This is a genomic window from Mycobacterium sp. pUA109 (genome assembly GCF_041287095.1).
Taxonomy (GTDB): Bacteria; Actinomycetota; Actinomycetes; order Mycobacteriales; family Mycobacteriaceae; genus Mycobacterium.
Genome location: NZ_JBGGKS010000011.1, coordinates 114,093 through 128,287, shown reverse-complemented (window position 1 = coordinate 128,287; position 14,195 = coordinate 114,093). Strand labels below are relative to the sequence as shown.

Here is a 14,195-nt window from a genome sequence, read left to right as displayed (position 1 = left end):
GACGTACAGAGTGAGGGAGGCGGGGCCGTGGGTACGGAATTGCGCCGCCGGAATCGGCGGATGGACTTGCGCACGACGCCAGAGGAGCGCGAGTTGATCGACCGCGCCGTGCGTGCCAGCGGAACTGACCTGACCGACTTCGTCATCACCCACGCCTCCGAAGCCGCTCGGCGGATCCTGGCGGACCGGGACCGTTTTGACCTGGATCCCGCGGCGCGGCAGCAGTGGGACGACGTGAACGCGCGACCCGCCCGCGACCTCACGGGGTTGCGCCGATTGATGCAGCGCCCGTCGCCGTTCAGCGAGTGACCGCGTACGGACCGCCCGAGCGGTTGGCCGACAAACACGACCTGACCGGTTTCCGCTGCCGTTCCGACGAACTGCACCTGGTGCTGCTGATGAAAGACATCCGGCGGACGCTGCGGCCCGAGTAGGCCGCGGGGCGGCCCACCTCCCGTCCAGTGTGCGAATTGATACGCATCGGTCGAGAAGACGCGGATGAATCGGCACAGTCGGCGCAAAAGCTACCGCCCGGGCCCCGGCGGGCCCGCGAAGGCTTGCGCGATCTGCAGCCAGCGCCGGGCGTCGTCGCCGCCGGCGGTGATGTCCAGGGTGCTCAACGCGCGGCGCTGGGTGACCAAAAAGCAGAAATGCTCCGCGGATCCGGTGACGTGCTGGGCGGCGTCAGGTGGGCCCCAGGACCAGGTGTCGCCGCCGGGGGCGCGTAGTTCCACGTGAAACTCTTCGGCCGGCGGGGTCAGGCCGTTGACGATGAACGCGTAGTCCCGGGTGCGCACCCCGAGGTGGGCAATGGAGCGCAGCCGCGCGGTGGCCGGGCGCGTCACCCCCAGCGCGTCGGCGACGTCCAGCCCGTGCGCCCAGGTCTCCATCAACCGCGCGGTCGCCATCGACGCCGCGCTCATCGGCGGCCCGAACCACGGCAGCTTGCGACCATCGGCGACGGTCAGCAGCGCGTCGTGCAGCCGGGTGCGGGTGTCGCGCCAGTCGGCCAGCAGCGCCGATGGCGGGGTGCCGGCCAGCTCCTCGGCCCCCGCATCGACGAACCCGGCGGGGTTGGCCGACGCGGCGGTCAGCACCTCGCCGAAGCCGGGCTCGTCGGTGATCGCGATCAGCGACACCCGGTCGGTCCACAACAGGTGGCCGATCTGGTGGGCGATGGTCCAGCCCGGGGCCGGGGTCGGGGCGGCCCACCGCTGCGCGGGGAGCGAGGCCACCAGCGCGTCGAACTCGTCGGATTCGGCGCGCAGGTCGGCGACCACCGGGGCAGCATTAGCCATTTCGGCAGCCTAACGCGCGGGTACTCCACGCAAAGCCGGCGCCGAGATCTGCGTTAGCGAGGCGGCTACTCGGGATTCTCCACGGTTATGTCGATCTCGGCGTGACGTCGGGGGCCGCCAGCGCACGTTGCCCCCCGCCCGATCACAGCGTGCGCGACAAGCCCGGCCAGATACACGAGTGTCCCGGCCAGGATCAGCAGCGGGGCGTGCCCGTCGTCGGGGATCAGCGCCGCCGCGGCGGTGATCGCCGCCACGAACGACACCCAAAACACCGAGTCCTGTACCGCGAACACGTGCCCGCGCAGGGCGTCGTCAACATCGATCTGCATGGCGGTGTCCACGCACAACTTGACCATCTGGCCCGCCACGCCCAGGAAAAACCCGCACACCATCATCACCGGCAAGTACAAGAAGGCCCCGGCGGTCTGAATGAGCGCGGCCGCGACCAGGGCGCCGTTGGCGGTGGCGTAGCGGCCCCACCGGCGCACCGCGGGCGGGGTCAACACGGTGGCCAGAAACGACCCGGTCCCGGCGGCGGCGACAAACAACGCTGCCGGACCGAACCCGGCCACCTCCTGCGCGCCGACGTGGCGGATCAGCACCAGCAGCACCAGCGTGTTGATACCGAACACCATCCGGTGGGCGGCCAACCCGGACAGGGTGGCCGCCACCGTCGGGCGATCCAGCACGGTGCGGGCGCCGTACAGCCAGCCGGTGATCACCAGGTAGGTCACCGAGCCGTGGATGGCGCGCTTGGTGTCGTCGGGGCCCAGCATGCGGGGGGCGAACCGCACCGACAGCACCAACGCGATCGTCACCGGAATGGTGACGATGAAAATGACCGTCGCGCCGCCGGTGTCCCCGGAGCCCATCAACCAGCGGGGCACCCACATGAACACGAAACCCAGGAACGCCGCGACGGCGCCGGTGGCGATGGCCACCGCGTTCATGGTGACCACCTGCTCGCGCGGCACCACATGCGGCAGCGCCGCCGACAACCCAGAGGACACGAACCGGCTGAACCCGGTGGCCAGCAACGCCGCGCACAGCACCAGCAGATCACCGGCCCCGACCGCCAGCAGGGTCCCGATCCCCAGCACCAGCACCAGCCGGGCCACATTGGCCGCGATCAGCACCAGCCGCCGGTCCCACCGGTCCAGCAGCGCCCCGGCGAACGGGCCCAGCAGCGAGTAGGGCAGATACAGCACCGCGGCGCCGCCCGCGATCACCCACGGGTCGGCGGGCCGGTCCGGGTTGAACAGCAGCGCCCCGGCCAGCCCGGCCTGAAACAGCCCGTCCCCGAATTGGCTTACCGCCCGCAGCTCCAGCAGCCGCCAGAACTCGCGCAGGCTGCGCGCCGACCGCCACAACGTGACGTGTGCGCGCGTATCAACCACAGAACCTACTTCCGAATGCGGGGGAAAGCCGCCGACTCCAAACCACAGTACAAATATCGGCGCGGCCCGCGCCTGTTCCCCACAGGGAGTGGGTACGGGATGCCATGATGGGGGAGTGGCAGCACCTGAAGACCCCGAGGACTACGTCGCGCCAGCGGCGTATCGGGTGCGCGCGGGCACGCTGTTATTGGCCAACACCGAGCTACTGGAACCGACCTTCCGGCGCAGTGTGATCTACATCGTCGAACACAACGACGGCGGCACCCTGGGCGTGGTGCTCAACCGACCCAGCGAAACCGCGGTGTACAACGTGTTGCCGCAGTGGGCCAAGCTGGCAAGCAAACCCAAGACGATGTTTGTCGGCGGACCGGTGAAACGGGACGCGGCGCTGTGCCTGGCCGCGCTGCGGGTCGGGGTGGATCCGCAGGGCATCCCGGGGGTGCGCCACGTCGTGGGCCGGATGGTGATGGTCGACCTGGACGCCGACCCCGAGACGATCGCGCCGTTCGTGGAGGGGGTGCGGATCTACGCCGGGTATTCCGGCTGGACCATCGGGCAGCTCGAAGGGGAGATCGAGCGCGACGACTGGATCGTGCTGTCCGCGTTGCCCTCCGACGTGCTGGTGGAGCCGCGGGTGGATCTATGGGGTCGGGTGCTGCGCCGCCAACCCATGCCGCTGGCGCTGCTGGCCACCCACCCGATCGACCTCAGCCGGAACTGACCGGTTCAGTCCCCCCGGACAGTCGGCTGGCGATCACCGCGCACACCACCAGCTGAATCTGGTGAAACAGCATCAACGGCAACATGATCAACCCCACCGTGGTGGCCGGGAACAACACCAGCGCCATCGGCAGACCCGACGCCAGGCTCTTTTTGGAACCGCAAAACAGCAGCACGATCTGATCGCCGCGGTCAAAACCGGCCAGCCGGCCGGCCGCCGTGGTGAACGCCAGCACCGCGGCCAGCAGCGCGGCGCTGACCGCGGCGACGGCCGCCACCCGCCAGGGCTCCACCGTGCTCCAGATCTGCTCGGTCATCCCGATGGAGAACGCGGTGTAGACCACCAGCAGGATGGACCCGCGGTCGACGGCCTTGGTCAACAGGGCGTGGCCGGCGATCGGCCCGGCCAGCCACGGCCGCATCAGCTGCCCGACCGCGAACGGCAGCAGCAGCTGCAGCACGATGTCGCGGATCGCGGTCGCATCCACGTGAGGTGCGCCACTGGTGTGCATCAGCAAAACCACCAGCAGCGGGGTGAGCGCCACCCCGAGGATGTTGGACAGCGAGGCGCTCACGATGGCGGCCGAGACGTGACCGCGCGCGATCGAGGTGAACGCGATCGACGACTGCACCGTCGAGGGCACCAGACACAAAAACAGCAGCCCGCTGTACAGGTCGATGCTCAGCACCGACGGCACCAACGCGCGCGCGGCCAGGCCGAGCACCGGGAACACCACGAACGTGGTGGCCAGCACCAGCAGGTGCAGCCGCCATTGCCGCAGCCCGTGCCAGGCCTGCTGCGGGGACAACCGGGTGCCGTAGAGCCAAAACAGCAACCCGATCGCGATCTTGGTGGCGACGGACAGAACGTCAGCGGCGCCCCCGTGGGCGGGCAGCAGGGTGGCGAGGCCGACCACCGCCAGCAGCGCCAGCAAGAACGTGTCGACCGGGAAGGCCGACAGCCGCTTCAGCACGATCCGCGGCGCATTTCGGTCAATGACAAGACAGGGTGCAACTCGCGCAACTGCCGGTGCACGCGGCCGCCGCCTCGCGCCGGGCGAGGTAGCGGGCACCCTGCCACGACCCGGCCGCCAGGGTGCCCACCGCGCCCAGCACACACACCGCCAGCACCGGCACCGCGCCGTGCGGCGGCCCGGCCAGGGCCACCGCGCCACCCACGCCGAGCAGCACCGCGGCGGCCAGCTGGGTGGGCGCCATGGCACGCAGAACCTGTTGGCCGGGGTCGCCGCTGGGCGGCCGGCGCAGCGTCCACAGCCCACCCATCGTGGACGCGACGGCCGCGCACAGGCATAGCACACCCGCGATCAGCATGGCCCCACAATACGAGGCGCGGATCGCCGCCGAATGCCCGGCTCACCCCGCGTCGGGGCCGGGTCAACCCGAGAAGCCGGGCGCCCTCGGGGGTGCAGGCACCGCGGGCGCGCCCGGCACACCCGCCGGCCCGGGCGGCGGCGCCGGCGCATGCGCCGTGGTGGGGGCCGCCACCCGGAAGCCGTTGATGATGGCGTCGGTGGCCGGGGCGGCGGCGATCGCCCGGGTCGCCGCGGTGGTCACCGCCAGCGACACCAGATACCGGTCCGACCCCGAGGTGGCGATGACGTAGCGCTGCGAGGTGTTCAGCGTCATCGCGTCTTGCCGGTAGGTGCCCTCGATCAGCGAGGAGGGGAAGCCGCCGAAGGGGGCCAGCGACGCGTTGGTGGTGCGCCAGCCCAGCTGCTGCTGGCTGTCCACGTAGCCGTGGCTGATGGCCTCCGCGGGGTCGAAATCGCCGACGAGTTTGTAGACCACCACCTGCGCGTTCGGGGTGTACAGCGAGTCGGCGTGCCGGTCGGCGATCACCGCGAACGCGTCCACCACGTTGGGATCGGGCACCTGGGTCCACCCGGGCGGCACCGGCAAGGTGATGTCGAGCGCGTCGAAGCCCTGCGGTTTCTGCGGCTCGAGCGCGACGTTCTTGGCGGCGAAGTAGTCGCGCAGCGTTCCGGCGCGGGCCGGCGTGAGCACCGGCTGCTGGACCGGCGGGACCGGCGCGCCGGGCACCCTGGGGAAGGTCGCGGGTGGCGCCAGGGCCGCCGGGTTGGTGCCGACGGCGTTGGGGGTGACCGGCACGGCCGCCGGAGCTGGGGCCGGGCTGGGCGGCGACGGGAACAGGGGCTCGGCGGATGCGGTGCCGCCGGCCAAGCCCGCGGCGGCGACCACACCAGCGGCCAGCCCACCGATCAGTCGTCGCCGGCGACGGGCAGTCTGCGTCATGGGTCGGGTCCTTCCGAACGGCTACGGGCGGGTGCAGCCCGCATCACGAGGCGACTGTAAGCAGCGCCACGCGCGCGGGGACAGAGCCGGAATCGACCTGGAACCGACCTGGAATGAAGCCCTGATCGGTCCGCAACGCAACCGAGACCAACCTGGTCGCCGACCGGGCCGCCGGTACGGCCCTTATACCCTGTTCACGTGACGGAATCCTCGACTACGCCGGTTCGCGGCGCCCCCGACGCGGACGCCGACGCGCCCCCGCACCGCTACACCGCGGAGTTGGCCGGACGCATCGAAGGCAGCTGGCAGGACACCTGGGTGCGCCGCGGCACGTTCAACGTGCCCAACCCGGTCGGCGAGCTGGCCCCGGCCGACGGCGCGGCGGTGCCCGAGGACAAGATGTTCGTCCAGGACATGTTCCCCTACCCGTCGGGCGACGGGCTGCACGTCGGGCATCCGCTGGGCTACATCGCCACCGACGTCTACGCCCGGTACTTCCGGATGACCGGCCACAATGTGCTGCACGCCTTGGGGTTCGACGCCTTCGGGTTGCCCGCCGAGCAGTACGCGGTGCAAACCGGCACCCACCCGCGGACCCGGACCGAGGCCAACATCGTCAACTTCCGGCGCCAGCTGGGCCGGCTGGGGTTAGGCCACGACAGCCGACGGACGTTTTCCACCACCGACGTCGACTTCTACAAGTGGACGCAGTGGATCTTCCTGCAGATCTATAACGCATGGTTTGATCCCGACACCAACAAGGCCCGCCCGGTCGCCGAGCTGGTCGCCGAATTCGATTCCGGGGCACGCACACTCGACAGTGGCCGGGACTGGTCCGCCCTGTCGGCGGGGGAACGCGCCGACGTGATCGACGGCTACCGGCTGGTCTACCGCGCCGACTCGCTGGTGAACTGGTGCCCCGGATTGGGCACCGTGCTGGCCAATGAAGAGGTCACCGCCGACGGCCGCAGCGAGCGCGGAAACTTCCCGGTGTTCCGGAAGCGGTTGCGGCAGTGGATGATGCGGATCACCGCCTACTCCGACCGGTTGCTCGAGGATCTGGATGTGCTGGATTGGCCGGAGAAGGTCAAGACCATGCAGCGCAACTGGATCGGCCGCTCCACCGGTGCCGCGGTGCTGTTCGGCACCGACGCCGGCGATATCGAGGTGTTCACCACCCGCCCCGACACGCTATTCGGGGCGATGTACATGGTGCTGGCGCCCGAGCACGAACTGGTCGACACCCTGGTGACCGACGCGTGGCCCGCCGGCGTCGATGCGCGCTGGACGTACGGGGCCGCCACCCCGCGCGATGCGGTGGCGGCTTACCGCGCCGGCATCGCCGCCAAGTCCGATCTGGAGCGGCAGGAGAACAAGGCCAAGACCGGGGTCTTTTTGGGCAGCTACGCCACCAACCCGGTGAACGGCGAGAAGGTGCCGGTCTTCATCGCCGACTACGTGCTGATCGGGTACGGCACCGGAGCCATCATGGCGGTCCCCGGCCATGACCAGCGCGACTGGGAGTTCGCCCACGAGTTCGGTCTGCCGATTGTGGAAGTCATTGCCGGCGGCGATATTTCGGAGGCCGCCTACAGCAGCGACGGGGTGCTGGTGAACTCCGGTGAGCTCGACGGCTTGGGGGTGGCCGAGGCCAAGAAGGCGATCACCGAACGGTTGGCCGCCGACGGCCGCGGCTGGGCCCGCACCGAATACAAGTTGCGCGATTGGCTTTTCGCGCGGCAGCGGTACTGGGGTGAGCCGTTCCCGATCGTCTACGACAGCGACGGGCGGGCGCACCCGCTGGACGAGGCCGCGTTGCCGGTCGAGTTACCCGACGTGCTGGACTATTCGCCGGTGCTGTTCGACCCGGACGACGCCGACAGCGAACCGTCCCCGCCGCTGGCCAAGGCCACCGACTGGGTGCATGTCGAGCTGGACTTCGGTGACGGCCTCAAGCGCTACACCCGGGATACCAACGTGATGCCGCAGTGGGCCGGCAGCTCCTGGTACGAACTGCGCTACATCGACCCGCACAACCCGGAGCAGTTCTGCGCCAAGGAGAATGAGGCCTACTGGATGGGTCCGCGGCCGGCCGAGCACGGCCCGGACGACCCCGGCGGGGTGGACCTGTACGTCGGCGGTGTCGAGCACGCGGTGCTGCATCTGCTGTATTCACGGTTCTGGCACAAGGTGCTCTACGACCTGGGCCACGTCAGTTCCCGGGAGCCCTACCGGCGGCTGGTGAACCAGGGCTACATCCAGGCGTTCGCCTACACCGACGCCCGCGGCGCCTACGTGCCGGCAGCCGAAGTCGAGGAACGCGACGGGGTGTTCATCTACCCGAGCGCCGACGGCGATGTCGAGGTCTTCCAGGAATTCGGCAAGATCGGGAAGAGCCTGAAGAATTCGATCTCACCGGACGAGATCTGCGACAACTACGGCGCGGACACGCTGCGCGTCTACGAGATGTCGATGGGCCCGCTGGAGATGTCGCGGCCGTGGGCCACCAAGGACGTCGTCGGCGCCTACCGGTTTTTGCAGCGGGTGTGGCGGCTGGTGGTCGATGAGCAGACCGGGACCAGCCGGGTCGCCAACCACGCCGCCCTCGACGACGACACCCTGCGGTCACTGCACCGCACCATCGCCGGGGTGTCGGAAGACTATGCGGCGCTGCGCAATAACACCGCGGTCGCCAAGCTGATCGAATACACCAACTACCTGACCAAGCAACACCGCGAGGGGGTGCCGCGGGCGGCGGTCGAGCCGCTGGTGCTGATGCTGGCGCCGTTGGCGCCGCACCTGGCCGAGGAGCTGTGGCAGCGGCTCGGGCACGATACGTCGTTGGCGCACGGCCCGTTTCCGGTCGCCGAGTCCGCGTACCTGGTCACCGACACCGTCGAATTCCCGGTTCAGGTCAACGGCAAGAAGCGGGGGATCATCACGGTGCCCGCCGATGCGGACGCCGACACGCTGGAGGCTGCGGCGTTGGCCGACGAGAAGGTGCAGGCCTTTTTGGCGGGCGCGGTGCCCAAGAAGGTGATCGTGGTGCCGGGCCGGCTGGTGAATTTAGTGGTCTAGTTCTTCCCGTTCTTCCCGCGAGCGTGCGCAGTTGTACGCCCACAGGCGGCGAAAGCCGGCATTCTGCGCACGTTCGCGGCGAAGGTCAGCGCGGCCGCAGCACGATCTCGTGGACATGGGCGTCGGGCGGCGCGGTCACCGCGTGCGCGACCACCTCGGCCACCGTTTCCGGCCGCAGAAACCGGGCCGGGTCATACTCACCGCCCTCGAAGGCGACCAGGTCGCGCTGCATGGCGGTATCGACCCGGCCGGGGTACACCGTGGTCACCCGCAGCGACGGCTCGTCGTCGCGCAGCGAATCGGCGAACGCCCGCAGCGCGAACTTGCTGGCCGAATACGCGGCCATCCCGGCCGAAACCTTGTGTCCTGCCCCGGAATTGATGAACACCACCCGACCCTCCCCGGCGCGTAACGCCGGCAGCAGCGCCAGCGTCAGCGCCACCGCGCCGACGACGTTGACCTCGAAGGTGGCCCGCCACTCGTCGGCGTGGGATTCGGCGACCCGGCCGGGCACCATCACCCCGGCGTTGTGCACCAGCACGTCGAGGGTGTCGATGGTTTCGGTGGTGGCTCCGATCGTGTCGGTGTCGGTCAGGTCCATCGGCCAGGTGGTCGCACCCAACCGGGTGGCCAGCGCATCGAGTCGGGGCGAGGGACGCCCGCTGAGCAGTAAGGTGTGGCTCGGCGCCAGCGCGGTGGCGATGGCCGCGCCGATTCCGCCGGCCGCGCCGGTGATCAGTGCGGTGGGCATCCGCGAGTCAGGTTTGCTCGTCGGCGGGCGGGGTGTCGGCGTCGCACGCCGGCTGCTCGCAGGCGGCCAGCCGTTCCAGCGGCGCCAACGCCTGCGTCAGGGTGTCCAATTCGGCCTCCGACAGCCGGCTCAGCATTGTCGCCAGCACCGCCCGCCGGTTAGCCAGCGACTCCCGATGCACCGCCAGGCCGCGCGGGGTGATGTCGACGAGCACCGCCCGCAGGTCCGACGGGTCCCGGGTCCGCTTGACCAGGCCGATCTTCTCCAGTCGGCGGATCGCGACCGTGGTGGTCGGGGTGCGGACCCGTTCATGGGCGGCGAGTTCGGTCATCCGGATCGGGCCCCGGTCAAGCAATGTGACCAGGATCGACAGCTGTGCCAGGGTCAACTCGCCGGTGGTGGCGCCGCTGGGATCGCCGCGACGCAGGATGGAAAACAGCTTGGACAGGGTGCGGTGCAGTCCCTCGGCCAGTGCCGTCACCTCCGGCGCGCTGGCTTTGCTCTCCGCCATAGTTCGCTAGTCTAACCTGCTTGCCGGTTGGCGGGAGCACGGTTCCGTGATGTTGGCCACCACGGGCCATCACAGCACCTGGGACAGGAACTTTTGCAGCCGTTCGGTCGCGGCGGCTTCGAAGATTTGCTCCGGCGGCCCGGACTCCACCACTTTGCCGTGGTCCATGAACACCACCGCATCCGACGTCGAGCGGGCGAACCCCATCTCGTGGGTGACCACCACCATCGTCATCCCCTCGGCGCCCAGGTCGGCGATCAGCGCCAGGATGCCCTTGACCAACTCCGGATCCAGTGCCGAGGTGGCCTCGTCGAACAGCATCACCTGGGGCTCCATCGCCAACGCGCGGGCGATCGCGACCCGTTGCTGCTGACCGCCGGACAACGCGCCGGGCCGCACCTCCGCCTTGTGTTTGAGGCCCACCCGATCCAGCAACCGCAGCGCCAACTCCCGGGCCGCGTCCTCGGACAGCCGGCGCAGTTTGCGCGGCGCCAGCGTGACGTTGTCCAGCACGCTGCGGTGCGGAAACAAGTTGAAGTGCTGGAACACCATCCCGATGCGCTGACGCAGATCGTCGGGATCGTCGGCGAGCACCGACCGGCCGCCCAGCAGCACGTCGCCGCGATCGGGTTCATACAACCGGTTCAGGGTGCGCAGCATGGTGGACTTGCCGGAGCCGGACGGTCCGATCACCGCGACCGTGCTGCCCGCCGGCACCTCGAGGTCGACGCCCCGCAACACCGTGTTCTTGCCGAACGACAAGTGAATGTCCTTGCCTTCCAGGGAGACTGGCTCACGGTCGGCCATTACGTCATCTCCTGCCCGGACGTCGTGGTGAGTAGATCGGCGGGTTCTTCGGGTTCTCCGGCCCGGCCGCGACGCAGCCGGGCGTCGACGACGTTGACCAGGTGGGTCAGCGGGATGGTCAACACCAGGTAGAGCAGCCCGGCGGCCACCAGCGGGGACAGGCTGCCGGTTTGGGCGTTGAAGTCGCGGCCGACCTGGAACAGCTCGCGCTGCCCGGCGATCAGACCCAGGAAGTACACCAGCGCCGAACCTTTGAGCAACGCGATGAACTGGTTGACCAGTGCGGGCAGCACCCGCCGGATGCCCTGCGGGATCACCACCAACCGCATCGAGGACGAGTAGCTGAACCCCAGCGCCCGGGCCGCCTCCAGCTGGCCGGATTCGACGCTTTGGATGCCCGAGCGCAGGATCTCGCCGACATAGGCGGCGGCGGTCAGCCCCAGCGCGGCGATGCCCAGCGGATACGGGTTGTTGCCGGTCAACCCGCCCACCAGCGGGCCCACGCCCAACCCGATGAACAAGATGATCAGCACCTCGGGCAGGCCCCGGAAGATGTCGGTGTACACCCGGGCCGGCCAGCGCAGCCAGCGGGTACGCGAAATCCCGGCCACCGCCAGCGCCATACCGGCCACCAGGCCGATGACGCCGGCGCTGATTGTCAGCAACAAGGTGTTGGGCAGCCCGGTCTTGAGCAGCACCGGCAGCGCCTCGGCGTACAGCTGCCAGTCCAGGAAGGAGTCCCGCAGCTGCTCAAGGGTGGACTTCGGTTCGGGCGCATCCGCTTCGAGTTTGTGGTTGCGTTTGGCGATCGCGGCGAAGTCCGGCAGGTGCGGGGTGGCCGCGGACTTCGAACCCGGCGCCCAGCCCGGCGGCAGCGGCCGTGGCACCCAGTCGGTGTACAGCTGGGGCCAGGTGCCGTCGGCGATCACCGCGTCCAGCCCCGAGTTCAGCGCGTTGATCAGCGCCCGGTTCTCCTTGGCGACCGCATACGCTTCAAAGTTGCCCAGGCTGAACGTGTTTCCGACGATCGCGGTCGGGTCGCCGGGGCGCACCACGTTGAGGGCTTCCAGCGCCGGCGCGATCCAGGCGTCGACCTGGCGGCTTTTCAGGGTGGCGTACAGGGTGTTGTAGTCGGGGAACCGCACCGGTTCCAGCTCCAACGTGTCGACCACGTAGGCGTCCTCGACGGTGCCCTGCACGACGCCGATGCGCTGCCCGGCCGCCAGATCGTCGAACCCGGAAATCGCCGAGCCGACCGGGACGACCAGCGACATGTACCCGAAGTTGTAGCCGTTGGTGAAGCCGACGGTGCGGCGCCGCGCGTCGGTCGCGGTGATCGAGGCCGAGCCGACATCGAAGCGGCCGGACGCCACCTGGGCGAGCATGCCGAAGAAATCGGTCCCGACGAAGTTGACCCGCAGACCCAGCTTGTGGGCGATGGCGCGCAGCAGTTCGTTATCGAAACCGGTGTAGTGCCCGACGGCGGTGATGCAGGTCGCCGGGGGGCTGTTGGACAGCGTGCCGACGGTCAACACGCCCGGCGTCCCCAGTCCCAGCGTGTTGATGTCCACGTCTTCCAACGGCTCGACGTCGGCGGTGGTGTACTTGTCTTCCTGCGGCCGTTTGGCCTTGGCCAGCTTGGGCGGCAACGCGATCGCGTTCTCCATGCCGGGCGGGGCGCACTGGTCCGGGGCGGCCCCGGCCGGCGGCGCCGTGCCGAGGCTGCCCACGATCAGCAGCGTGGCGATCAGCGCCGGCACTCGTCTGCCGAGCTGGATAGCCCGGTTCGGGCGAAACGTCATTTCCTCACGGTAACGGGCAAAGCTAGCGGCGGGGCTTGGTGTGCGTCAGAACACGGCGGCGGGTTGCTCCGGGGTGGGCGCCGCGGTGAACACCCGGCGTCGCACCAACTCGGCCAGCATGAGCTGGGACATCAGCTCGGAACGGCCCAGGCACGCCGCCCGCGCGGCCTCCGGGTCTCGCCGATGGATCGCGGTGTGTTCGGCCTCGTAGAACGGCAGCATCTGGTCGGGTTTTTCCATGTAGGTCACCCAGAACGTCAGCGGCACCAGGCTTTGCGACGCGCGGATCATCGCCTGCAGCCGCGGCCCGGCGTAGGCGGTGTTGATGATGCGCCGGTATTCCCAGCCAGCCTCCCGGAATGCGCGGGTCTCCATCGACGCCCGCATCCGCGCCATCAGCTCGTCGAGCCGGGTGATCAGCTCCGGGGTGGGGTTGGCCGCCGCCCGGGCCGAGGCGAGCCCGATGAGCAGGCCGTACAGCTCGTGGTGTTCGCGCAGCGCGGCCTCGTCGAAGCGTTCAACGAACGCCCCGCGGTGGTAGCGGGTGGACAGGATGCCGTCGTGTTCGAGTTGCAGGATGGCCTCTTGGATGGGCACCCGGCTCAGGCCCAGCTCCTCGGCGATCTCGTTGCGGTCGACCCGGTCACCGGTGCGCAGCTTGCCGGTCAGCACCAGGTTGAGGATGTGCGCCACAACCTGGTCCTTCTCTTTGACCCCATACTTCTTCGGCACCGATGTGGGAGTCTTGCACGCTACTGCCGGTCGCGCCAGCGGCAAAGTGCTTCGGCGCCGGTCAGGTCGTAGTCCGGGCCGCTGCTGCCGATGGTCAGCAGGTTCACCCCGAGTTCGGCCAGCGCGTCGGCTTCGGCGAGCAGCGCGTCGACGCCGGCCTGCCCTTGTTCCCCGCCGACCGCGGCGGAGCGTTCGATGCTGGCCGGGTCGCGCCCGACGGCGGCGCAGTGCTCGGCCAGCACCGCGGACTTGTGCGGGTAGGTGTCGGCGGTGGCGAAGCTGTGCCACATGTCGGCGTACTGGGCGACCAGGCGCAGTGTCTTGCGCTCGCCCTCGCCGCCGATCAGCAGCGGAATGGCGCGGGTGGGCGCCGGAGTGAGCTGCCCGAGCCGGGATTGGATGCGCGGCAACGCGGCCGCCAGCTCATCGAGTCGGCTGCCGGCGGTGCCGAACTCGTAGCCGTATTCGCGGTAGTCGCGGTGTTTCCAGCCCGACCCGATGCCCAGGATCAGCCGGCCGTCACCGATGTGATCGACGGTGCGGGCCATGTCGGCGAGCAGCTCGGGGTTGCGGTAGGAGTTACACGACACCAGCGCCCCGATCTGGATGCGGGAGGTCTGTTCGGCCCAGGCCGCCAACATGGTCCAGCATTCGAAGTGCGGGCCGTCGCGGTCGCCGTAGAGCGGGAAGAAGTGATCCCAGTTGAACGCCACGTCGACGCCGAGATCTTCGCAGCGCCGGACGGCGTCACGGATCAGCTGGTACTGCGGGGCGTGCTGTGGCTGCAGCTGCACACCGATGCGGAGGGGATGGGAAGCCATAGGC

The 14,195-nt window shown here is 69.5% G+C and carries 15 protein-coding genes; 4 read left to right on the top strand and 11 right to left on the bottom strand.

All coding sequences use genetic code 11. The annotated features are described in order from the left end of the window. Window positions 1-27 precede the first annotated feature (27 nt). Window positions 28-309, top strand: a complete 282-nt coding sequence (locus ACAG26_RS14595) for a DUF1778 domain-containing protein (RefSeq protein WP_370483324.1) — start codon at window positions 28-30, stop codon at window positions 307-309. Beyond that, window positions 306-434 carry a hypothetical protein gene (locus ACAG26_RS14590; protein WP_370483322.1) on the top strand — a complete coding sequence of 43 codons (129 nt, stop codon included), beginning with the start codon at window positions 306-308 and terminating at the stop codon, window positions 432-434. The genes ACAG26_RS14595 and ACAG26_RS14590 overlap by 4 nt, the downstream gene beginning before the upstream one ends. Before the next feature lie 90 nt (window positions 435-524). Here ACAG26_RS14590 and ACAG26_RS14585 read toward each other — a convergent pair whose 3' ends face one another. Beyond that, on the bottom strand, window positions 525-1,298 hold the full coding sequence (locus tag ACAG26_RS14585; protein ID WP_370483321.1) for a TIGR03084 family metal-binding protein: 774 nt from the start codon (window positions 1,296-1,298) through the stop codon (window positions 525-527). Window positions 1,299-1,363: 65 nt separating this feature from the next. After that, window positions 1,364-2,695: an MFS transporter gene (locus ACAG26_RS14580; protein ID WP_370483318.1), complete on the bottom strand. Its 1,332-nt coding sequence runs from the start codon at window positions 2,693-2,695 to the stop codon at window positions 1,364-1,366. A 115-nt stretch (window positions 2,696-2,810) separates the two neighbouring features. On the opposite strand from ACAG26_RS14580, the gene ACAG26_RS14575 reads away from it, so the two are divergent. Further along, complete coding sequence (locus ACAG26_RS14575) at window positions 2,811-3,416, top strand: YqgE/AlgH family protein (RefSeq protein WP_071029400.1); 606 nt, start codon at window positions 2,811-2,813, stop codon at window positions 3,414-3,416. Here ACAG26_RS14575 and ACAG26_RS14570 read toward each other — a convergent pair. The 3 genes from ACAG26_RS14570 to ACAG26_RS14560 form a co-directional block, all read right to left on the bottom strand. Next, a complete protein-coding gene (locus ACAG26_RS14570) occupies window positions 3,403-4,386 on the bottom strand; it encodes a bile acid:sodium symporter family protein (RefSeq protein WP_370483438.1) in 984 nt (327 codons plus the stop codon). The two genes, ACAG26_RS14575 and ACAG26_RS14570, sit on opposite strands and share 14 nt — an antisense overlap. Window positions 4,387-4,408: 22 nt before the next feature. Continuing rightward, a complete protein-coding gene (locus tag ACAG26_RS14565; protein ID WP_370483316.1) occupies window positions 4,409-4,747 on the bottom strand; it encodes a hypothetical protein in 339 nt (112 codons plus the stop codon). Between the two features lie 63 nt (window positions 4,748-4,810). Continuing rightward, a complete protein-coding gene (locus ACAG26_RS14560) occupies window positions 4,811-5,689 on the bottom strand; it encodes an LpqN/LpqT family lipoprotein (RefSeq protein WP_370483314.1) in 879 nt (292 codons plus the stop codon). Between the two features lie 198 nt (window positions 5,690-5,887). On the opposite strand from ACAG26_RS14560, the gene leuS reads away from it, so the two are divergent. Then, complete coding sequence (leuS, locus tag ACAG26_RS14555) at window positions 5,888-8,767, top strand: leucine--tRNA ligase (RefSeq protein ID WP_370483312.1); 2,880 nt, start codon at window positions 5,888-5,890, stop codon at window positions 8,765-8,767. Between the two features lie 85 nt (window positions 8,768-8,852). On the opposite strand, the gene ACAG26_RS14550 is transcribed toward leuS, so the two are convergent. The 6 genes from ACAG26_RS14550 to ACAG26_RS14525 all read right to left on the bottom strand — a co-directional run bounded on the left by ACAG26_RS14550 (window position 8,853) and on the right by ACAG26_RS14525 (window position 14,191). Continuing rightward, entirely contained in the window at window positions 8,853-9,518 is a 666-nt protein-coding gene (locus ACAG26_RS14550) for an SDR family oxidoreductase (protein WP_370483311.1), read from the bottom strand. Window positions 9,519-9,525: 7 nt separating this feature from the next. Beyond that, window positions 9,526-10,029 carry a MarR family winged helix-turn-helix transcriptional regulator gene (locus tag ACAG26_RS14545; protein ID WP_370483309.1) on the bottom strand — a complete coding sequence of 168 codons (504 nt, stop codon included), beginning with the start codon at window positions 10,027-10,029 and terminating at the stop codon, window positions 9,526-9,528. 69 nt (window positions 10,030-10,098) lie between these two features. Further along, the gene (locus ACAG26_RS14540; RefSeq protein WP_370483307.1) at window positions 10,099-10,836 is read right to left on the bottom strand and encodes an amino acid ABC transporter ATP-binding protein; all 738 of its coding nucleotides are present in this window, start codon (window positions 10,834-10,836) and stop codon (window positions 10,099-10,101) included. Then, window positions 10,836-12,638, bottom strand: coding sequence for an ABC transporter substrate-binding protein/permease (locus ACAG26_RS14535; protein ID WP_370483305.1), 1,803 nt, complete (start codon window positions 12,636-12,638; stop codon window positions 10,836-10,838). The genes ACAG26_RS14540 and ACAG26_RS14535 overlap by 1 nt, the downstream gene beginning before the upstream one ends. 45 nt (window positions 12,639-12,683) lie before the next feature. Beyond that, complete coding sequence (locus tag ACAG26_RS14530) at window positions 12,684-13,370, bottom strand: GntR family transcriptional regulator (protein ID WP_370483303.1); 687 nt, start codon at window positions 13,368-13,370, stop codon at window positions 12,684-12,686. 20 nt (window positions 13,371-13,390) lie between these two features. Continuing rightward, window positions 13,391-14,191 carry an LLM class F420-dependent oxidoreductase gene (locus tag ACAG26_RS14525; protein WP_370483301.1) on the bottom strand — a complete coding sequence of 267 codons (801 nt, stop codon included), beginning with the start codon at window positions 14,189-14,191 and terminating at the stop codon, window positions 13,391-13,393. Between the last annotated feature and the right edge of the window lie 4 nt (window positions 14,192-14,195).